This is a genomic window from Flavobacterium sp. RSSB_23 (genome assembly GCF_051547145.1).
In the GTDB taxonomy this organism is placed as follows: Bacteria; Bacteroidota; Bacteroidia; order Flavobacteriales; family Flavobacteriaceae; genus Flavobacterium.
This window is the reverse complement of record NZ_JBPTTO010000010.1, coordinates 63,553-83,855: the sequence shown is the minus strand read 5'-3', so window position 1 is coordinate 83,855 and position 20,303 is coordinate 63,553. Positions and strand designations below refer to the sequence as shown.

At 39.2% G+C, this 20,303-nt stretch carries 13 protein-coding genes; 11 read left to right on the top strand and 2 right to left on the bottom strand.

The window, feature by feature from the left end; genetic code table 11:
• The first annotated feature begins 11 nt into the window (after window positions 1-11).
• From ACSVH9_RS13880 to ACSVH9_RS13830, 11 genes are all read left to right on the top strand, one after another.
• Entirely contained in the window at window positions 12-1,526 is a 1,515-nt protein-coding gene (locus ACSVH9_RS13880; protein ID WP_438064234.1) for a RagB/SusD family nutrient uptake outer membrane protein, read from the top strand.
• Between the two features lie 16 nt (window positions 1,527-1,542).
• Window positions 1,543-2,424 carry a hypothetical protein gene (locus ACSVH9_RS13875; protein WP_438064233.1) on the top strand — a complete coding sequence of 294 codons (882 nt, stop codon included), beginning with the start codon at window positions 1,543-1,545 and terminating at the stop codon, window positions 2,422-2,424.
• Window positions 2,425-2,562: 138 nt separating this feature from the next.
• The gene (locus ACSVH9_RS13870; RefSeq protein WP_438064232.1) at window positions 2,563-4,023 is read left to right on the top strand and encodes a glycoside hydrolase family 30 protein; all 1,461 of its coding nucleotides are present in this window, start codon (window positions 2,563-2,565) and stop codon (window positions 4,021-4,023) included.
• Window positions 4,024-4,233: 210 nt separating this feature from the next.
• On the top strand, window positions 4,234-5,703 hold the full coding sequence (locus ACSVH9_RS13865) for a glycoside hydrolase family 30 protein (RefSeq protein ID WP_438064231.1): 1,470 nt from the start codon (window positions 4,234-4,236) through the stop codon (window positions 5,701-5,703).
• Window positions 5,704-5,765: 62 nt separating this feature from the next.
• The gene (locus ACSVH9_RS13860; RefSeq protein WP_438064230.1) at window positions 5,766-7,499 is read left to right on the top strand and encodes a cellulase family glycosylhydrolase; all 1,734 of its coding nucleotides are present in this window, start codon (window positions 5,766-5,768) and stop codon (window positions 7,497-7,499) included.
• Between the two features lie 2 nt (window positions 7,500-7,501).
• Window positions 7,502-8,572 carry a glycoside hydrolase family 16 protein gene (locus tag ACSVH9_RS13855; protein ID WP_438064229.1) on the top strand — a complete coding sequence of 357 codons (1,071 nt, stop codon included), beginning with the start codon at window positions 7,502-7,504 and terminating at the stop codon, window positions 8,570-8,572.
• A 22-nt stretch (window positions 8,573-8,594) separates the two neighbouring features.
• The gene (locus ACSVH9_RS13850) at window positions 8,595-9,449 is read left to right on the top strand and encodes an endonuclease/exonuclease/phosphatase family protein (RefSeq protein WP_438064228.1); all 855 of its coding nucleotides are present in this window, start codon (window positions 8,595-8,597) and stop codon (window positions 9,447-9,449) included.
• A 2-nt stretch (window positions 9,450-9,451) separates the two neighbouring features.
• Window positions 9,452-10,810, top strand: a complete 1,359-nt coding sequence (locus tag ACSVH9_RS13845; RefSeq protein ID WP_438064227.1) for an ADP-ribosylglycohydrolase family protein — start codon at window positions 9,452-9,454, stop codon at window positions 10,808-10,810.
• A 5-nt stretch (window positions 10,811-10,815) separates the two neighbouring features.
• On the top strand, window positions 10,816-13,041 hold the full coding sequence (locus ACSVH9_RS13840) for a glycoside hydrolase family 3 N-terminal domain-containing protein (RefSeq protein WP_438064226.1): 2,226 nt from the start codon (window positions 10,816-10,818) through the stop codon (window positions 13,039-13,041).
• A gap of 11 nt (window positions 13,042-13,052) precedes the next feature.
• Window positions 13,053-13,985: a sialate O-acetylesterase gene (locus ACSVH9_RS13835; RefSeq protein WP_438064225.1), complete on the top strand. Its 933-nt coding sequence runs from the start codon at window positions 13,053-13,055 to the stop codon at window positions 13,983-13,985.
• Between the two features lie 122 nt (window positions 13,986-14,107).
• A complete protein-coding gene (locus ACSVH9_RS13830) occupies window positions 14,108-16,267 on the top strand; it encodes a beta-glucosidase (protein ID WP_438064224.1) in 2,160 nt (719 codons plus the stop codon).
• A gap of 338 nt (window positions 16,268-16,605) precedes the next feature.
• On the opposite strand, the gene ACSVH9_RS13825 is transcribed toward ACSVH9_RS13830, so the two are convergent.
• Window positions 16,606-17,718: an acyltransferase family protein gene (locus tag ACSVH9_RS13825; protein WP_438064223.1), complete on the bottom strand. Its 1,113-nt coding sequence runs from the start codon at window positions 17,716-17,718 to the stop codon at window positions 16,606-16,608.
• Between the two features lie 93 nt (window positions 17,719-17,811).
• Window positions 17,812-20,142 (bottom strand): glycoside hydrolase family 3 C-terminal domain-containing protein, encoded by a 2,331-nt coding sequence (locus ACSVH9_RS13820; protein WP_438064222.1) that lies wholly within the window; start codon window positions 20,140-20,142, stop codon window positions 17,812-17,814.
• Window positions 20,143-20,303 lie beyond the last annotated feature (161 nt).

Sequence of the window (20,303 nt, the reverse complement as noted above, 5' to 3'; positions counted from 1 at the left end):
AACGTAAAATCATGAAACTTAAAAAATTAAAATATACTATCCATGCGTTTGCCCTATTATTTGTGGCAACTTCATGTAGTGATGCTTTTTTGGAAATAGAACCAAAAGGAACTCCTTTGGAAGCTAATTATTATAAAAATGAAGACGAAGCTTTTTCTGGACTTGTGGCTGTTTATGACATATTAGGGAAACAATCTGGAGGTTTTGAGAATATGGTATGTATGATGAATGCTGGTTCTGATGATCACTATGCAGGTGGTGGTGGAGCAACAGATGGAACAGGAATGCAATCATTTTCTGATTATTCCATTAGTTCATCAACAATTCCAGGAAGTTTTTGGAATAATTTTTATCAAGGAATATTTAGAGCCAATACGTTGTTAGTAAAATTGCCAAATGTTCCTATGGCGGATGCTCAAAAAGCTAGATTTACCGCTGAAACCAAAGCGTTACGAGCTTACTACTATTTTGAATTAGTACGTTTATTTAAAAACATTCCATTGATTACGGCCCCAATCCCTACCAGTGAAATTTACAATGTATTACAAGCAAAACCAGAAGATGTGTATGCTCAAATAGAAAAAGATTTGAAAGAAGCGATTCCTAATTTGCCTAATACCATAACTAACCCTACTACTGAAGCTGGACGTTTTACTAAAGGAGCTGTTAAAGCCTTACTTGGTAAAGTGTATTTGTACCAAGGTAAAAATGCTTTGGCTGCTACTGAATTAGCTGAAGTAAACGGTACACCTGGAGCAACAAGTCCTTTTGGGTATAAATTATTGGCTAACTATGCTGATTTATGGGTAATTAGTAACAAATTCAATTCAGAGGCGATTATCGAAGTATCTCATACCAACAAAAGTAATTCTGGTTGGGGTAACTGGGGCTCAGGTTCTGATGAAGGAAATTCTATTAACGTAATGGTTGGTCCAAGAGGCTATTCTAGACCAGCTAACTCTACTGCACCTGATTATGCTGCAGGTTGGAGTTTCAATCCAATCACTGTTGATTTGTACAATGCTTTGAAACCAGATCCACGTTTTAGTGCAACGGTTGTTGATATGAAAGATTTGAAAGCTCAAGGTCTTGCTGATTATTCTCCAGGATATAAAGACACAGGATACTTTATCAAAAAGTTCATGCCTACAACTGCCGATGTAACTACTGGTGGTGGAGATGCCGTTTTGAACTACAAACAAAACGTTTATGTAATACGTTTGGCTGACACTTACTTGATGGAAGCTGAAGCTTTGGGCGGAACTGGAGCTAGAGCTCAAGCGCTTCTTGATGCTGTTCGTGCTAGAGTTGGTTTACCATCTGTTCCAGTTTCAATAAATGCAATTATGGCTGAAAGAAGATTGGAATTGGCTTGCGAAGGTCACCGTTGGTTCGACTTAGTTCGTACAGGAAGAGCAGCAGCTGTTTTAGCAAGTAGAGGTTTTGTTGCTGGTAAAAACGAAATCTGGCCTATTCCGTTGAAAGAATTAGAAAATACCAAACTGGTTCAAAATCCAAATTATTAATCGTAAATCAAAAAATATGTTTGTAAATATAATTTCAAAAAGAGCCATTTACTTATTCTTTGCTTTTGCATCAGTAAGTACTTTGCTTAGCTGTCAGCCTGATGATGCGGTTGATGGAAACGGATTGACCGATGCTAATGTAGATGCTTCATTTACCATTACACCTGTAGAAGGTGCAGTGAATACTTATATACTAGAAGCACAAACCAAAAATGTTATCGCCTCAAAATGGGACATTGGTGATGGAGTGTATTCTGGAAAAATGACCGAAAAAATTTCACTTCCAGATGCAGGAACCTACAAAATCACACATATTGCTGTAGGAAGAGGTGGCTCAGAAAATGCCACTACCAAAGAAATTGTTGTTGCTACTTCAGATCCTTTAAAAGGGAATTTGGTAAAAGGGGGCAATTTCGCCACTGCTGCCGATCATGCACAATGGAGCAGTTGTAATTTGAGTCCATCAGGCGCTGCCAAATGGAACTTCAAAACCGGAAGCGCTACCATCAACTCTAATGGAGGTTGGGCTCAAGAAGCCATTTATCAAGCTATCGATGTGGTAAAAGATAAAGAATACACGATTGATATGAATGTTTCTTCAAACGATGGTTCGAACGAAACTTGGTTCGAAGTGTATGCTGGAACTACAGTACCAGCTTCAGGTGTAGAGTACAAAGACAATAAAGTGATGGGATTAAGTACTTGGGACGGTTGTGCAAAAGCCGCTTTCTCTGGGAAACTATCAGTTGTAGGCTGTGTAAAAAATGCCGCTGGAGTTATTTCGAACACTGTAAAATTTAGTCAAACCGGAAAAATATATCTAGTGATTCGCTGCGGCGGAAACACATTTACTCCAAGTGGAATTACCATTTCCAAAGTGGAGTTTAGAGGAAAATAAGATTGTTTAAGTTAGTTGAGTTAAGTTTTGAGTTTTGTTGTTAATAGCCCATTCTCATCTTGATTATGGGCTATTTTTTAACAAAAGAACGTAACTTAGATAATTAATTATCAGGCATTTAAAATTAAATTGAATAAAATGAAAAAATCGGCTATATCTCTATTCTGTTTGCTTCTTATGGGAACCCTTTTTGCACAACAAAAGGAAAGCAAAGGAAAACAAGCGTTTACAACAGCTGGAAAAAAAGTAACCGTTTACACCACAGCAGCCAATACCGACTTGCGATTAAGCCCGACAGCTCATTTGGTTTTTGCAAAAGCAGCGCAACCGCTAGAAACAGAAATATCCATTTTTGTAGAGCCCCAACGAAAATTCCAATCCTTGATGGGAATTGGTGGCGCCATAACGGATGCCAGTGCCGAAGTGTTTGCCAAGTTGTCAAAAGAAAAACAGCAAGAATTTTTAACCGCTTACTACGATACACAAAAAGGCATAGGCTATTCATTGCTAAGAACAACAATTCACAGCTCTGATTTTAGCAGTGGAAGCTATACTTATATCGAAGAAGGCGATAAGGATTTGAAAACATTTTCTATTGCGCATGACAAACAATTCCGAATCCCAATGATTAAGCAAGCTACTCAAGCTGCGGGCGGAAAAATAGTAACCTATGTTTCTCCTTGGAGTCCACCAGCCTTTATGAAAAGCAACAAGCAAATGCTAAAAGGCGGAACTCTCTTGCCAGACTATTACCAAGCTTGGGCGAATTATTACGCCAAGTTTATCAAAGCCTACGAAAAAGAAGGAATGCCTATTTGGGGATTGACCATTCAAAACGAACCTATGGCAGTACAAACTTGGGAATCTTGTGTTTTCTCTGCCGAAGCCGAAAGAGATTTCTTAAAAAACTACCTAGGACCAACCTTAAAAAAAGAAGGATTAGGTAACAAGAAAATCATTGTTTGGGACCACAACCGCGATTTGATGAACCAAAGAGCCAATGTGATTTTTACCGACCCCGAAGCCTCAAAGTACGCTTGGGGAATGGGATTTCACTGGTACGAAACTTGGGCAGGAGGCGCGCCAATGTATGATAACGTAGCCAAAGTGCACGAAGCTTTTCCAGATAAAAACCTCATTTTTACCGAAGGTTGTATAGAAAAATTCGACGCCCAAAAATACCAGTTTTGGCCCAATGCCGAACGATATGGAGCTTCAATGATACATGATTTTAACAACGGAACCGTAGCTTGGACCGATTGGAATATTCTCCTCGACGAAAACGGAGGACCTAATCACGTGGGCAATTTTTGCTTCGCGCCCATCCATGCCGACTCTCAATCGGGAGACTTAATCTACACGCCGTCTTATTATTATATTGGGCATTTTGCCAAATTCATTCGCCCTCAAGCGCGCAGAGTAGCCACCGCTTCTAGCCGCAGTAGTCTAATCAGCACTTCATTTCAAAATGCAGATGGCTCTATGGTCACCGTGGTCATGAACCAAAGCGACAAAGAAGTCACCTACAATTTGATGATTGCTTCCGATAAAACCGTAACCACAATACCACCACATAGTATTCAGACCTTGCTGTATTAAAACAGCAACAACAGGAATAGGAAGAAGGAGCGAAACATCAGGCAGTACTTGTAGGCAACGTTCCCGCCATCCTTCCTAAGCAGCCGAGCCGAACACCGGCTCAGCTGCTTATCCCTCCTGTCGGGGCTAGGCAGCTATCAAAAGTGATTTTTTGGAAGCAAAGCATTCCTATCAAAAACTAACACTAAAATTCTATAAACATTCCTACTTATGAAATTTGAAATAAGCAAAATAACACGATACTTACTTTATAGCTTGGCGATTGCCATGCAAATCAGTTGTTCGTCCCCAAGCGATGGAGGAGATACAAATCCCACACCGCCACCACCGCCTAATCCACCCGCAACCAAAAACGAGGTAGATTACTGGCTTACCAAAGGCGACCAATCCGTACTATTGACCAAACAAAATGCGATTCTTGCTTTTGGAACTTTGCCCAATGCTTATGCCTCTATCGAAGTAAACGAGGCCCAAACTTTTCAAACCATCGATGGATTTGGGTATACACTAACAGGCGGGAGTGCCGATGTCATCAACCAGCTCACTGCTACCAAGAAAAAGGAATTGTTACAAGAACTTTTTGGTTCTTCAGCAACTAGTATCGGCGTAAGCTACATTCGTATTAGTATTGGTGCTTCAGATTTGAATGCGGCTCCTTTCACTTACAATGACCTTCCTGCTGGCGACACCGATTTGACTTTGTCAAAATTCAGTTTGGCCCCAGATAAAAATGGCGTGATTGCAATTTTAAAAGAAATTTTAGCCATCAATCCAAACATTAAAGTTCTTGCAACGCCGTGGTCAGCGCCTCTTTGGATGAAAGACAAAGCCAGTTTCGTTGGAGGAAGTTTGCAAACGCAATATTATGGAGTATACGCAAACTATTTTGTAAAATACATCCAACTTATGAAAGCTGAGGGCATCACCATAGATGCGATTACACCGCAAAACGAACCTTTACACGGAGGGAATAATCCAAGTATGGTAATGACAGCAGAAGAACAAGCCAATTTTATCAAAAATAGTTTAGGTCCTGCTTTTAAAACAGCTGGAATAACGACTAAGATTATTGCTTATGACCACAACTGCGATAACATACAATATGCCACTACCATTTTTAATGATGCTGCAGCAGCAACATTTGTAGACGGGTCTGCTTATCATTTGTACGGTGGCAATATCAATGCACTTTCTTCAATCTACAATGCTTTTCCAACCAAGAATGTTTATTTCACAGAACAATACACAGGAGCTGACGGTGATTTTGGAGGGGATTTAAAATGGCATGTAAAAAATGTAATCATTGGCTCTATGCGTAATTGGAGTAAAAATGCATTAGAATGGAATTTGGCCAACAACAGTACTTTCGGGCCGCACACTAATGGTGGCTGTTCTACTTGCAAAGGTGCATTAACAGTAAATACTAGCGAATCTTTCAATCGTAATGTCGCCTATTATATCATTGCCCATGCTTCTAAATTCGTACCTGCAGGTTCCGTTCGAATTGGCAGTAACGTAGTAGGAAACTTAAACAATGTAGCTTTCAAAACACCAACAGGTAAAAAAGTTTTGATTGTTGAAAACGATGGCAATTCCAACGAAATTTTTAATATTAAAAACAACGGAAAATGGGTAACCACCTCACTTGATGCGGGTGCTGTTGCTACATTTATTTGGTAGTTTTTCTAAAGAACCCTTTTAGAGTGTTACACTTTAAAAGGGTTATTTAATACAGAATAAAAATGAAAAAAATAATTTTTATACTTCTCGTTTGGCTACCAACAGTTGGAGGTGCTCAAGGCTTTTTGCACAGAGACCATCAAAAAATTGTGGATGGAAAAGGACAAAATATAGTACTTCGAGGTTTGGGACTAGGAGGTTGGATGGTGCAAGAAGGGTACATGCTCAAAACGGGCAATTTTGCTGGACCTCAATACAAGATTAAGGAAAAAATTTTAGATGTAATTGGCGCTGAGGCCACCGAGAAATTTTACCAAACCTACAAAGACAATGGCATCACCAAAAAGGATATTGATTCCTTGGCTGCTTGGGGATTCAATTCGGTGCGATTGCCAATGCATTATAATTTGTACACACCCGCTATTGAAAACGAAAAAAATGGGGAAATCACCTGGCTAGAAGAAGGATTCAAACGCACCGATGCTTTGCTAAAATGGTGTGAAGCCAATAAAATATATTTGATTTTAGATTTGCATGCCGCTCCCGGAGGTCAAGGAAAAGATGCTGCAATATCAGACTATGATGGGTCAAAACCATCGCTCTGGGAGAGTGCTGCTAATCGTAATAAAATGATTGCTTTTTGGAAAAAAATAGCCGAACGCTACAAGGACAATCCTTGGGTGGGAGCCTATGATATTATCAATGAGCCCAATTGGAATTTTACTGGAACCAATTCCAATGGCTGCGACGAAGCTTCAAATGGGCCTTTGCGTTCTTTGCTAATGGAGACCACTCAGGCGATTAGAGCCATTGATAAAAACCATTTGATTTTTATTGAAGGCAATTGTTGGGGCAATAACTACAACGGAATTTTTCCGCTTTGGGATGATAACTTGGCTTTGAGTTTTCATAAATATTGGAATACCAACGACCAAGCTTCCATTCAAACGATGTTGGATTACAGAACCCAATACGACGTGCCGATTTGGTTAGGTGAAAGTGGTGAAAATTCCAACGTTTGGTTCAAAGAAGCCATTAGTCTGGTAGAGCAAAACAATATTGGTTGGGCTTTTTGGCCAATGAAAAAAATAGAAAGTATCGCTGGTGTAACTTCGGTAACTCAGCCGCAAGGCTATCAGCAATTACTGGAGTATTGGAAAGATGGAAAATCAAAACCAAGTCCAGCTTTTGCCAAAAAAGTCCTGATGGAATTGGCAGATAATTACAAGCTTGAGCACGTAACTATTAGGCCAGATGTGGTAGATGCAATGTTCAGACAAGTACAAAATTCTACTGCCAAAGCTTTCAAAAAAAACCTACTTCCAGCTCGAATTCCAGCCACGCATTATGATTTAGGTACACAAGGAGTAGCTTATTATGATACCGATTTTCAAAATATCGATGGGACAAAGTTTACACCGTACAACAAAGGTTTCATAGGAAGAAATGATGGCGTTGATATTGTTTCTTCAAACAATAAAGAAAGCAACGGTTTTCAAGTAGGATTTATTGAGGCGGGCGAATGGTTACAATACACCGTAACTTCCAAAAAGAAAGCTACGTATTCAGTTAGTATTACTTATGCGAGTGCCACAACAGAAGGGCAAGTGCATTTGGTTTTTGGAAACAACAAAAAAACAGAAAGTGTTCTGCTTCCCGCTACAGGAAACAATGACAAGTATAGTACTGTCACGATTTCCAACATTGCTTTAGAAAAAGGGGATACACCCGTACAAGTCGTTTTTGAAAAAGGAGGAATCCATTTTACGTATTTACAATTTAAAATAATGAACTAATTATGAAAATACACACTTTTAATGCAAAAATAGGTTTCGTTTTGGGCTTGTTTTTATTGGTTTTTCTTTCTTGTAGTGGCTCGGGTAGCGGTTCTGAAGAACCTGTTATTCCTACGCCTTCCAATCTTTCGGTTACCGCAACTATTGTGGGTGCCGATGCGCAAAACCCTGCTGGTGACGGAAGCGGAAAGGTCAATTTTAAAATTAATGCCACCAATGCTACTTCATACAAATTATTGATAGAAGGCAAAGTGATTGATGTAACCACTACCGATTATGCTTATGTTTTTAAAACTGTTGGCACGAATAGTTATACAATTTTAGCTTCGGCTTATAATGGTGCGCAATACATCAATACTACTATTTCGGTAACGGTAAAAGTTGAATCAAAATTGGTTTGGTCTGATGAGTTCAACGTAAACGGAGCTCCTGATCCTTCAAAATGGAATACTCAAGTTTGGGATCCAGGGCACGTAAACAATGAGTTGCAATCGTATACGAATCGTTCTAAAAATCTAATCGTTGAAAATGGTGTTTTAAAAGTTACGGCTTATAGAGAAGATTATGGTAAAGGTAAATTTACTTCAGGCAGAATCGAGAGCAATGGCAAGTTTGAATTTACCTATGGAACGATAGTCATTAGAGCTAAAGTACCTGTTGGTGTAGGCACTTGGCCAGCAGTTTGGATGCTTGGCGCCAATATTGGAACAGTAGGATGGCCAGCTTGTGGCGAAATAGACATTTTAGAATCGGTTGGAAAGAATTTGGATCAAAATCATTCGTCATTGCATTCGCCTGGACGTTCTGGAGCGACTCCTGATACTGGAATCATAAAAGTTCCAAACAGCAGCACTGAGTTTCATATTTACAAAGCCAATTGGTCTGCTTCCGAAATCAAATTTTATGTAGATGATGTGTTGTTTTACACGTTTCAAAATTCAGATAAATTTCCATTCAATAAAAATTTCTACTTGATTGTCAATTTGGCAATGGGAGGTGTTTGGGGTGGAGACGTAGATCCTAATTTTACTTCATCTACTTTCGAAATTGATTATATTAGAGTCTATAATTAATACAAACGAATTCTTTTATCTGATGAAAAGCAAAGCAAACATTATCCTTGGACTTTTAGTACTGCTGATTGGAACAACAGTTTCGGCACAATCTTTAAAAGTGATGACTTACAATATCCGTTTGGATATAGCCAGTGATGGGCTCAATGATTGGTCGCACCGAAAGGACTTTTGGATTGCGCAAATGCAGTTTTATGCCCCAGATATTTTTGGGGTACAAGAAGCAACGCCTAATCAGCTAACGGATTTGACACAAGCTTTTGCTAATTATGTCAAGGTAGGAATTGGTAGAGAATTGGAAGGAAAAGGAGAAGCCTCTTGTGTGTTTTTTAAAAAAGACCGATTTGATCTCCTACAATCCAATACCTTCTGGTTGTCCGAAACGCCTAATCAGGTTTCTATGGGATGGGATGCTGCGTGCAACCGAGTATGTACTTATGTTTTATTGAAAGACAAAAAAAGTAAGCAATTCCTTTTGGTATTCAACACGCATTTGGATCATATGGGTCAGGAAGCCCGTACCAAAGGAATTCAGCTTATTTCAAAAACCATAGCCGAACTAAATACTAAAAATTACCCCGTTATTTTTATGGGCGATTTCAATACGACTCCCAACGAGAGTAGAATTTTGGAATTGAAAAAAGTGATGGAAGATGCCAGAGAACTATCCCAAGAAAAACCTTTTGGACCCGAGGGAACTTTTAATGGATTTCGTTATGATGTGGCGGTAAAAGACCGAATTGATTATATCTTTTTGTCAAAAAATAGCGGGTTAACCGTTCAAAAATATGCGGTTTTGACTGATGCTAAAGACTTGCGCTATCCTTCAGATCATTTTCCAGTTTATGTAGAATTGGTAGTTAACAAGAAAAAATAGGGATGAAGTACCCCGTTGCCATAGCTGTTTTGCTTTTGTTTTGGAGTGTTTCCTTAAACAGTCAAAATCAAAAAAACACTAAAAAAAGGAAATCATTAGTTACAAGTACTCCGATTAAAACTACTGATTTGGTCATTTCCAGAAGGGATTATAAAGACAAACTTTATGGTTTTTGGTTAGGACAATGCATTGCCAATTGGACAGGTTTGGTTACTGAGATGGACAAAATAGGCAACATCGGGGAAATCAAAACGGGTAAATTTTATACTCGATTGGATTGGGTAAAACCAGATCAGCCAAGTATTTGGGGACAAGGTGTTCCGAGCGATTTGTCTAAAAACATCGATTTTGTTTTTGTAGGTCCTGAGGACATTTGGGGTTCCGATGATGATACCGACATAGAATACATCTACCAAGAACTTCTTTATACCAAGCAAAAATCAATTCTTTCAGGCGAAGATATAAGAGAGGGCTGGTTGCGGTATATTAAAAAAGAAGAGGAAAATTATTTGTGGGTTTCCAACCAAAAAGCATTTGATTTAATGCAACTTAGAATGATTCCTCCTGCTACTGGAGACCCGAAAAACAATCCTGAATACGAAATGATTGACGCACAATTGACCACCGAAATTTTTGGTTTTTTTGCGCCATCAAGACCAGACATTGCTCTAAAAATGGCCAAACTTCCCATTCAAAATACCGCTAGATACGACTCCGAATGGATTGCTAATTTTTATGTGTCGATGTATGCTTTGGCTTCTGTTGCTGATACCAAAAAATCAAACAAAGACAGTATTCTTTGGATGGCTGAGGTTGCTAAAAAGCAACTTCCTAAAGATTCGTATGCTAGCAAAATGTATGATTTTGTAAAAAGCAGGTATTTGGAAAACATACCTTGGGAACAAACCCGAGATGAGGTGTACCAACGCTATCAAGTCGAACAAAAAGACGGGTACGATATGACTTCAAAGAATCGGTATTGCAATGGCTGCTTTGCTTCTGGAATTAATTTTGCCTCGAGTTTAATCAGTCTTTTTTATGGAGAAGGCAATATCGTCGAAACGATTAAAATAGGAACATTAGCAGGTTGGGATTCTGATAATCCTACAGCTACTTGGGGAGGTTTATTGGGTTTTATGTTGGGTAAAGAAGGTACTGAAAAAGCCTTTAATCGAAAGTTTTCAAATCAATTTAATATTCACAGAACCCGAATGGGATTCCCAAACAACGGCATCGACACTTTTGAAAATATGGCTCAAAAAGGAATTGAAATTATCGATAGAGTCGTACAAGAAGAAAGTAAAGGAAGCGTCGATTATAAAAAGAATGTGTGGATTATTCCACAACTAAATAAGTACTAAAGAAAATGAAAAAGGTAATACTACTGCTATTTTTGGGGTGCAATGTGCTGGTTTTTGCACAATCCAAGAATATTGATCAAAAAGTCGAGGCGTTATTGCGACAAATGACTTTGGAAGAAAAAATAGGGCAACTCAATCAATATACAGGTGATAATGCAGCTACTGGTCCTATCACCATTAATCCCAACAAACAAGCCGAAATCAAACAAGGACTAATTGGTTCTATGTTGAATATTTTGGGTACCAAATATACGCGACAATACCAAGAATTGGCAATGCAATCGCGTTTGAAAATTCCGTTGTTATTTGGTCAAGACGTCATTCACGGATACAAAACCACTTTTCCAATTCCTTTAGCAGAAGCCGCTTCCTGGGATTTGGAGGCGATGGAACTTACAGCAAGAATAGCTGCTACTGAGGCTGCGGCTGCTGGAATTCACTGGACGTTTGCGCCTATGGTCGATATTTCTAGAGATCCAAGATGGGGTCGTGTGATGGAAGGTGCTGGAGAAGATACCTACTTGGGTTCTAAAATTGCTTATGCAAGAGTCAAAGGTTTTCAAGGAAATCTAGGAGACGTTACTTCGGTGATGGCTTGTGTCAAACACTTTGCGGCCTATGGTGCTGCGGTGGGCGGACGCGATTATAATTCGGTAGATATGAGTAATCGAATGTTATGGGAGACTTATTTACCTCCTTTCAAAGCGGCTTTAGATGCGGGTGCGGCAACATTTATGAATTCTTTCAATGACTTGAACGGAATTCCAGCCACTGGCAATGCCTATTTGCAACGCGATATTCTTAAAGGGAAGTGGAATTTTAAAGGTTTCGTAGTTTCAGACTGGGGCTCTATTGGCGAAATGGTCAATCACGGTTATGCAAAAGATAATAAAGAAGCAGCATTGGCAGCGATTACAGCGGGTAGCGATATGGATATGGAAAGCAATGCCTATCGTTATCATTTAGCACAATTGGTAAAAGAGAAAAAAGTGCCAATGGCTTTGATTGATGATGCGGTAAAACGGATACTGCGCAAGAAATTTGAGTTGGGATTGTTCGATGATCCGTTCAAATTCAATAATGAAGAACGGGAACAAAAAGCTTTAAACAATCCAGAACATCGAAAAGTGGCTAGAGTAATGGCGGCCAAAAGTATTGTTTTGTTGAAAAACGAAAAAGGAATTTTACCACTTTCAAAATCGACCAAAACCATTGCATTCATTGGTCCTTTGGTGAAAGAATACAAACAAAATATGGGCTTTTGGTCGGTAGAATTGCCCGAATTGGATTATACCAAAGAGATTGTTTCGCAGTGGGACGGATTGCAAAATAAAGTAGGGAAGAACACCCAACTTTTGTATGCTAAAGGTTGCGACATCGAAGGTGACAATACAGAAGGTTTTGCAGAAGCTGTTGCCGTTGCCAATCAAGCAGATGTAGTGATTTTGAGCATTGGTGAACGAAGAGATCAAAGTGGCGAGGCCAAAAGCCGTAGCAATTTGCGTCTGCCAGGAGTACAAGAAGAATTAGTAAAAGCCATTCAAGCTACGGGCAAACCAGTAGTCGTGTTGATCAATGCGGGAAGACCACTTATTTTTAATTGGACTGCAGATCAAGTGCCTGCTATTTTATATACTTGGTGGTTGGGTTCTGAAGCGGGGAATGCTATTGCCGATGTGTTGTTTGGGGATTACAATCCTTCAGGAAAATTGCCAATGTCTTTTCCAAGAGAAGAAGGACAAATTCCAATTTATTACAATCACTTCAATACCGGAAGACCAGCGCCGAACGAAACGGCTACGAATTATGTTTCGGCTTATATCGACTTAAAGAACAGCCCTAAGTTTCCTTTTGGTTACGGATTGAGTTATACTACTTTCAACTACTCCGATTTACAATTGTCTAAAAAAGTAATGAAGAAAAATGAAACCATAACCGTTTCGTTTACCCTTACCAACACTGGAAAATTCGATGGTGAAGAGGTGGTGCAATTGTATCTAAAAGATCAAGTGGGTAGCGTAGTGCGTCCGGTAAAAGAGTTGCGTGATTTTCAAAAAGTGTTTTTAAAAGCAGGAGCTTGGCAAAAGATTACGTTTACTATAGATAAAGAAAAACTAGCTTTTTATAATGCCAAATTGGAATGGGCACCTGAACCGGGTGCATTCGAAGTGCAGTTAGGAGCTTCATCCGCAGATATTCGCTTGAAAGACAGTTTTGAATTAGTATTTTAATATTTGAAAAAATGAAATTGAAAAATTTGACCTTTTTCCTTTTAATGCCTTTTATGCTTTTCGCTCAAACAAAAAAAGACACCATCAGAGTATATTATTTGGGAGGGCAATCTAATATGGAAGGCTTTGGCTATGTGAAAGAATTGCCTGAAGCCTTACGTAAAAAAAACAACAAGGCATTTATTTATCAAGGCAATCCAGTGGGTGATAATGATGCCAATGGCGGTTTAGGAAAGTGGGCCGTTTTGCAGCCTGGTCACGGAACGGGTTTTGTTTCGGATGGCAAAAACAATACGCTTTCTGACCGATTTGGGGTTGAGCTTTCGTTTGTTCAAAAATTGCAAGAGGCATATCCCAATCAAAAGATTGCCATTATAAAATATGCCCGAAACGGTTCAGCAATTGATAGTAGCGGAAATAATTTTTTTGGATCTTGGGAACCTGATTTTAGAAGAGTAAAAAATCAATACGATTATTTTTTAAAAACAGTACAAGCTGCGATGGCTGTGAAGGATATTAATGGCGATGGTCTTGAAGACGTGTTGGTGCCTAGCGGAATTCTTTGGATGCAAGGCGAAAGCGATGCCGACAAAACAGAACAAATCGCGAACCACTATTATGACAATTTGAAACGATTGATGCAACTCATACGTGCCGCTTTTAGAAACAATGATTTGCCTATCGTCATTGGAAAAATATCCGATTCAGGCGATAATGAGTTGGGGAAAATTTGGCGTTTTGGAGAATTAGTCCAATACGGACAAGAAAAATTTGCCCTTACGGAACCCAACGTGCGTATTGTACGAAGCACCTCCAAGTATCTTTATTCGGATAAATACCATTATAAAAGCGAGGGATATATAGATTTGGGAAAAGAATTTGCCAAAGCCATTGTAAATCTTAACAAGAAAGATAGCAATCACCCAGAAATGCAACACAATTAGTACAATCGAAATAGAGATTCATAATTAAATTTCATTATATTGTAATACAGAAAGTTACGGTGTTTTTTATTGGCGCTTGTGACCTTCAATTTTAACTAATGCTAAATTTTAACATCAATGCTATGAAGAAGATATTGCTATTATTTGTTTTATTAGTTGGGTTGCTTTCGTTTTCTCAAACTGACGCCACAACTGAAAAACGAATTCAGTCATTAGTAAAAAAAATGACGCTCCAAGAAAAAGTGAGTTTATTACACGGTAATTCTAAGTTTTATGTTTCCGATATTAAACGATTGGGCATTCCAGAATGGGCTTTGTCTGATGGACCCCACGGTGTGCGTGCCGAAATGAACCGACACAATTGGCAATATGCTGGTTGGAAAGATGATGCGGTTACTTGTTTCCCTCCCGGTACTGCTATGGCCGCCACTTGGAATTTAGATTTAACTGCCCAACGAGGTTATGTTTTGGGAGAAGAAGCCCGATTTAGAAAAAAAGACGTGCTCTTAGGACCTGGTATCAATATCATCAGAAGTCCTTTATGCGGAAGAAATTTTGAATATTTAAGTGAAGATCCTTTTTTAATTTCTCAATTGACGGTTAGTTACATTAAAGCTTTGCAAACCAAAGATGTGGCGGCTAGTGTAAAACATTTTGCGGCGAATAATCAAGAAGACAATCGATTTGTGATTGATGTAACAATGAGCGACAGGGCTTTGCACGAAATTTATTTGCCTGGTTTTAAAGCTGCAGTTATGGATGCAAAAGTGTTGACTGTAATGGGCGCTTACAATAAATTTAGAGGTGATTATTGCACGGAGAATATGTTGTTGGGACGAACTATTTTGCGTGATTTATACCAATTCAAAGGCGTTTATATGTCGGATTGGGATGCAACTCACAGTACAGTCAATGCGGCTTTGGCTGGATTGGATTTAGAAATGGGTACCAATAAAACCAATTATAACGAATGGTATTTTGCGGATCCTTTGATTAAAGCGGTGCAAGAGGGAAAAGTAAAAGAAAGCGTAGTAGATGAAAAAGTAGCCAATGTGTTGCGAGTGATGATTAAAACGAAAGTTTTAGATTCCAAAAACAGAATCAAAGGAAGTGTGAATACCAAGGAGCACCAAGCGCTAGCGTATCAATCGGCAGTGGAATCTATAGTTTTATTAAAGAACGAAAACCAATTGTTGCCTTTGCCAATGAATGCCTTGAAATCGGTGGCAGTTATTGGAGATAATGCTACCAGAAAGCACTGTAGCGGCGGGTTGAGTTCTGAAATCAAGCCTTTATACGAAATCACGCCATTGGAAGCGATTACCAATAAGTACGGAAACCAATTGCAAATCAATTATGCTCAAGGCTACAATAAGCAATCTTCACCAGGAGAAGGGAGCAACAAAGGACAATTGAATTCTGATTTTGTCGATTGGAAATTAATCGATGAAGCAGTGGCTCAAGCCAAAAAATCCGATGTGGCGATTGTTTTTGCAGGATTAAATCACGATTTCGATTCGGAGTCGTTTGATAGAATTCATATGCGTTTGCCTTATGGACAAGAAACCTTAATTCAAGAAGTAACCAAAGCCAATCCCAAAACTATTGTGGTAATTATTGCAGGTTCTCCTTTAGAATTATCAGGAATTCAGACACGTGTTCCTTCAATTGTTTGGGCGTGGTACGGCGGAATGGAAGCAGGAAATGCTGTGATGGATGTGTTGAGCGGAAAACAATATCCTTCTGGAAAATTACCCATCACTTTGCCAGTTAGTTTGCAACAATCACCTGATGTTGCTTTAGGAAATTATCCAGGAAGAGACCTAAAAGTGAATTATGAAGAAGATATTTTAGTTGGCTACAGATGGTATGACACCAAGAAAATTGAACCACTTTATCCTTTCGGTTTTGGATTGTCGTATACTTCATTTGCAATTTCCAATGTGGGAACAGATAAAAAAACCTTCGATATAAACGATACGGTTACGCTAAAATGTACCATCAAAAACACAGGACAACTTGAAGGAGCAGAAGTACTTCAGTTGTATGCTAGCCAACCCGTTTGTTCGGTGCTACGACCTCAAAAAGAATTAAAAGCTTTTGAAAAAGTAGTGTTGAAAGCAGGCGAACAAAAAGAAGTTTCGCTTAAAGTTAAAGTGAAAGATTTGGCTTTTTATGATGAAAAAAATGCCAATTGGAAAGTGGAACCAGGAGAATTCATCTTTCATTTAGGCACTTCTTCAAAAGCGATTTCAAATGCTGTAAGCGTCCAAGTTAAGTAAACCATTAAGAATTTTGATAAAAAAAAAGAGCGATACTTTCTGTGTGAGAGTATCGCTCTTTTGGTAAGTTAACCATTGGCTTTTAGTAATAAAATTTCGGAGGCCTTTCGTAGTGAAAGAATTTGGGGGGTGTGGTATTTATCCGATTTTTTTATTAGCCAATGGTCGATATGTCGTTGAGGTGTTCCTTTTATTTTTTAGGAATGTATCTTCTGATATACGCAATTTTCCCTTTGATGGTTTTATCGGCTCTACACTTTTCGATTTGATAATGTTTTCTATTTACCAATCACTAACAGCTAATCACCAATCACCAATCACTAATTACTAATCACTAATTACTTAAGAGCTTTCTTTTTAAGCCAATTCCTAACGGGTTCGTCATACCATTTCAAACAGGCATAGGCCAAAACAATGGCGCTTACCACGGTCAAAATACTCATCGGTAATGCTTCTTGAAACGGAATTTTACCATTGGCAACCCAAGCCGTGTACATATAAATTAAAGGATAATGCGTAATGTAAATAGGATAGGAGATGTCGCCTAAAAATTGGCAAACCCGTGAAGCATTTTTTCCTTCTATGGTTCCGCTGGCGCCAATGTAGACGATGAGTGGAAAAATAATAATAATACTCAACGAATCGTATAATCCGTTTTGCCAAACAGTCGTGCTATCACCAATTCTTGGCATTGCCAAAACAACTACAAGCAACAAACTCGACCACATAAAAGCGTTTTTGATAGTTGTAAGTGTAACGATTCGGTGCAATAACAACCCACCAAAAAACGGAAAAAGGAGTCGGGCAAAGCCAATGTGAAGTTGCTCAGGAACCAACGACCAACCACCGATTACATCTCCATTTGGACTGGTTAAGGTTAGATGAATCAAAAAGCAACCAGAAAGAAAAACGAGCACAGCCAAAGCGGTATTCGAAAATTTTCTCACGAACAAGGCGTATAGAATATTGCCAATATATTCAAAGAACAGTGACCAACCTGGACCATCTAGCGGATGCATTTCTTGCCATCCTCGAATATCCATTGAAGTGGGTACAGGAATCAAAGTAAAACCAATGACCATAATGAGCAGCATTTTCCAAAGTGGCACTTGGTGAATGTTGGGCCACAAAACCGAATCCTGAAAATAGAAACACAAGGCGCCAACAATCATTCCCATAACAACCATCGGTTGCAATCGAATGAGTCTGATTTTGAAAAAATCACCTAGGGACATTTTGCTCCAGCGGTCATCATAAGCATAACTAATGACAAAGCCAGAAAGCAAAAAGAAAAAATCAACCGCCAAATACCCGTGATTGATGACTTGGTCAAACCGACTCGTGGCGTGCGCTTCCATAATATGAAAAGCGACCACCATAATAGCAGCCACTCCTCGTAAACCATCTAAAATGGCGTAATGTTTTTTTGTAGGTAGGGTTGGGTTTTGCATCTGCAAAGATTTTAAAAAATGAGGCTGTTGCTCAAAACAGCCTCAATTGAAACAACATTTATAACAACCAAAATTTATAGAAAAACTCACTATTTATTTAGCATTAGCCGCTTGCAACAAGGCTTGTAACTGTTCCTCGGTAAATTTTCCGCCAGAGAGCAACAAAAATTTATTGATAGGCATATCGGCAAGCATTGCAATCATAAAGGCTTCGGCTTTTTTCTCTTCTTCTGTTTCCGCTTTTTTAGTGCTACCCGTAAAGCTTCGCGTTAAAGCCTCATAGATTACTGCACTGTTTTTGGTTTGTTTGAACTCTTTCAACAAGGAGTTACGGGTAAAAACAGGCGTTACAATTTTGGTAGACTGAATTTCCAATGTTTGTTGCAAAGGCAAATCTCTAGAAGAGCTTCCCACACGAATATCAAACTTACCCGATTTCACAATCCAGTCGTGAGCGGTGGTGCTGTAGTAGGCAAAGTCGCGTGAGGACAATTGAAACTGTACCGTTTTTTCTTCTCCAGGTGCCAAAGCTATTTTTTCGAAATGCTTCAATTCGTTTTCAGGACGACTGAGTGCTGTTTCTTGTTCGTGAACATACAATTGCACGACCTCTTTTCCAGCTACTTTCCCCGTGTTTTTTACTTTTACAGAGATAGTAATCGCATCTGTATCTTTGGCAGAAGTCGTATTGGCTTTGATATCCGAATAGCTAAAAGTGGTATAACTCAACCCAAATCCGAAAGGGAAATTAGGTTCGATTTTCTTTTTGTCGTAGTAACGGTAACCAATAAAAACACCTTCACCGTAATTCGCAACTCCATCTTTTGAGGGAAAATCGATAGCTGTTGGTGTATCTTCTAAACGCATCGGGAAGGTTTCAGATAATTTCCCAGAAGGGTTTACTTTACCTGTAAGTACATCGGCTATGGCGCCACCTCCAGCTTGTCCACCCAAATAGGCTTCTACAATGGCAGCGACTTCTTTTTTCCACGGAGTGCTTACCGCCGACCCATTCAACAGAATAACGACCACGTTTTTATTTACTTTCGCAACCGCCTCAATCAATTGATTGTGACCTGCGGGCAAATCCATATTGGCTCTGTCATAGCCTTCGGATTCGTACACGTCTGGAAGACCTGCAAACAATAGTACGGTTTCTGCGCCTTTGGCATTTTTTACGGCTTCGTTAAGCAAAGTAGCGTTAGTGTCTCCCGTTGAGGTATAGCCTTCGGCATAACTGAAAGCAGTGCCTTTGGCTAATTTTTGCAATTCATCAAAAGCATTTTCTATTTGAGTAGGTTTTACTTGCGAACTTCCAGCGCCTTGATAACGTGGTTTTTTGGCGAAAGCACCAATAATTGCTACTTTTTTGGCAGATGCTTTCAGGGGCAAAATGCCATTGCTATTTTTTAAAAGCACAATCGATTCTGCACTGGCTTCTCTAGCCAAAGTATGATGTTGCGCTTTGTCGACTACGATGCCTTGTTGGTGATTGTCTTTGGCTTTTAGCGTGATGGCTAGGGTTTCGGTGACAATTTCATCCAATTTCGATTCGGATAAAGTGCCTTTTTTAACAGCATCGACAATTTTTTTGTTGTTAAAACCTCCACTGGCAGGCATTTCTAAATTCAAACCTGCGGCTACGCCCATAGGTCGGTCGTTGACAGCGCCCCAATCCGACACTACAAAACCTTGAAAGCCCCATTTTTTCTTCAAAACTTCGGTCAGTAAGTATTCGTTTTCTGAGGCATACACCCCATTTAGTTTGTTGTACGAGCACATTACAGTCCAAGGTTGGGCTTCTTTTACTGCCATTTCAAAAGCAGGAAAATAAATTTCACTTAGCGTTCGTTCGTCCACTACAGAACTATTCGACATACGTTCAAATTCTTGGTTGTTGGCGGCAAAATGTTTTAACGAAGTTCCCACGCCTTTGCTTTGTACACCATTGATAAAGGCAACTGCAATTTTTCCAGACAATACAGGGTCTTCAGAGAAATATTCGAAGTTACGTCCACCAAGCGGAGAACGTTTCATATTGATACCAGGTCCCAACAAAATTTGTACATCATTCGCTTGTGATTCTAATGCCAAAGCTTCGCCCACTCGTTTCACTAATTCCTTATTCCAAGACGAAGCCAAACCTGAAGCTGTTGGAAAACAAGTCGCAGGAACACTATTCGTAAAATCAAAACCTTCTGCTTTACGCAAACCGTGTGGGCCATCGGTCATAAAAATCGACGGAACGCCCAATCTTGGAATCGCCTGCGTAGACCAAGCGGTTGCACCCGAGCACAACGAGGCCTTTTCTTCAAGCGTCATTTGTGCCACTATTTTCTTGGCTTTCTCACGATAATCGTTTGTTTGCGCACTCGCGGTGAGAACGGCAAAAAAGAAGCAACCCAAAACATATCTTTTTTTCATAACGGTAAAGGTTTGGTTTATAGTGAAATACTAATGTGTTATTTTGACGCAATGTACATTTATTTTTGATAAAAAAAACACTTCACTCAAAAAAAAGCCGCTTTTTTGGTGAAATTGGATTTTATGTACGTAAAATTTTAAGAATTAGGAAGTTATTTCAA

What these genes read in the sequence shown, in the direction of transcription:
- ACSVH9_RS13880 (WP_438064234.1), top strand. Translation starts at nt 12, where the DNA reads ATGAAACTTAAAAAATTAAAATATACTATCCATGCGTTTGCCCTATTA.
- ACSVH9_RS13875 (WP_438064233.1), top strand. Translation starts at nt 1,543, where the DNA reads ATGTTTGTAAATATAATTTCAAAAAGAGCCATTTACTTATTCTTTGCT.
- ACSVH9_RS13870 (WP_438064232.1), top strand. Translation starts at nt 2,563, where the DNA reads ATGAAAAAATCGGCTATATCTCTATTCTGTTTGCTTCTTATGGGAACC.
- ACSVH9_RS13865 (WP_438064231.1), top strand. Translation starts at nt 4,234, where the DNA reads ATGAAATTTGAAATAAGCAAAATAACACGATACTTACTTTATAGCTTG.
- ACSVH9_RS13860 (WP_438064230.1), top strand. Translation starts at nt 5,766, where the DNA reads ATGAAAAAAATAATTTTTATACTTCTCGTTTGGCTACCAACAGTTGGA.
- ACSVH9_RS13855 (WP_438064229.1), top strand. Translation starts at nt 7,502, where the DNA reads ATGAAAATACACACTTTTAATGCAAAAATAGGTTTCGTTTTGGGCTTG.
- ACSVH9_RS13850 (WP_438064228.1), top strand. Translation starts at nt 8,595, where the DNA reads ATGAAAAGCAAAGCAAACATTATCCTTGGACTTTTAGTACTGCTGATT.
- ACSVH9_RS13845 (WP_438064227.1), top strand. Translation starts at nt 9,452, where the DNA reads ATGAAGTACCCCGTTGCCATAGCTGTTTTGCTTTTGTTTTGGAGTGTT.
- ACSVH9_RS13840 (WP_438064226.1), top strand. Translation starts at nt 10,816, where the DNA reads ATGAAAAAGGTAATACTACTGCTATTTTTGGGGTGCAATGTGCTGGTT.
- ACSVH9_RS13835 (WP_438064225.1), top strand. Translation starts at nt 13,053, where the DNA reads ATGAAATTGAAAAATTTGACCTTTTTCCTTTTAATGCCTTTTATGCTT.
- ACSVH9_RS13830 (WP_438064224.1), top strand. Translation starts at nt 14,108, where the DNA reads ATGAAGAAGATATTGCTATTATTTGTTTTATTAGTTGGGTTGCTTTCG.
- ACSVH9_RS13825 (WP_438064223.1), bottom strand. Translation starts at nt 17,718, where the DNA reads ATGCAAAACCCAACCCTACCTACAAAAAAACATTACGCCATTTTAGAT.
- ACSVH9_RS13820 (WP_438064222.1), bottom strand. Translation starts at nt 20,142, where the DNA reads ATGAAAAAAAGATATGTTTTGGGTTGCTTCTTTTTTGCCGTTCTCACC.